Origin of the sequence: Gilvimarinus gilvus (genome assembly GCF_030518155.1) — a bacterium.
Lineage (GTDB): Bacteria > Pseudomonadota > Gammaproteobacteria > Pseudomonadales > Cellvibrionaceae > Gilvimarinus > Gilvimarinus gilvus.
The window spans coordinates 1-363 of the sequence record NZ_JAULRU010000347.1; the positions used below are offsets into that span (position 1 = coordinate 1).

Below are 363 nucleotides of genomic sequence, written 5' to 3' on the forward strand. Positions count from 1 at the left end.
AGAAAATATCAGACTGTCTGGCTGATACTGCTATTATAATCGCCAGCTTTTGTTACGACAGATAACTTACACATGCTAAATAAATATTATAGCGATTTGAATTTGTGAACAGCCTGCTGGCGGCTCTGATTGAGTCGCGTATATTCCTCATAACCATCTTTCTGTCTGGCGCGGTGCACCTGACGCTGATCGGTAGTGGCTGGTCGGAAGACAAAGCTCCCCCCGCCTTAGGTGGCCAGAGCTTGGCGATAAAAGTGACCGCAAACCGTTCTGCTGCCACCGCTACTGTTGAAAAAACGCCGGAAAACGGATCGCCAGTGATACCTGAGGTTGGCGCACATAAAGCTGAGCCCAAAACAGAGA

At 48.5% G+C, this 363-nt stretch carries 1 protein-coding gene; it reads left to right on the forward strand.

The genetic code is table 11. From position 1 onward, the window contains the following. Window positions 1-104: 104 nt before the first annotated feature. A partial coding sequence (locus tag QWI17_RS06015; RefSeq protein WP_302721617.1) for a hypothetical protein occupies window positions 105-363 on the forward strand: 259 nt, incomplete at its 3' end.